This is a genomic window from Dellaglioa sp. CoH-56-MRSF-13, assembly GCF_056782095.1.
In genome coordinates this window covers 1-245 of sequence record NZ_JBXAYC010000209.1, presented here as the reverse complement: position 1 = coordinate 245, position 245 = coordinate 1, and the positions used below count along the sequence as shown (strand labels likewise).

The window sequence follows — 245 nt, the reverse complement described above, 5'->3', positions numbered from 1 at the left end:
GTACGTAGCCATCGTCAACAACCAGAGCGAGCATCCCTCGTTCTCAATTCTGAGTCAGGGTCTTGATCTTGGGTTCTACGGTGTGTACGATACGGTAAACCGCAGCACGCAGCTCGCTTGGTCCACTGATCCTGATTTTGTCCAGATCACACGGGCACAGGAACCAACTCGATACCTGTTTCATCGGTATCCAACGGTGAAAGATCGGCCGCTGTTTATCCACACAGAAAATGTATGCTCCAAGT

Annotated in this window: 1 protein-coding gene; it reads left to right on the top strand. The window is 50.6% G+C overall.

Annotated elements, in window-relative coordinates:
- A partial coding sequence (locus AC1RP1_RS08455) for a hypothetical protein (RefSeq protein ID WP_481762798.1) occupies positions 1–245 on the top strand: 245 nt, incomplete at both ends.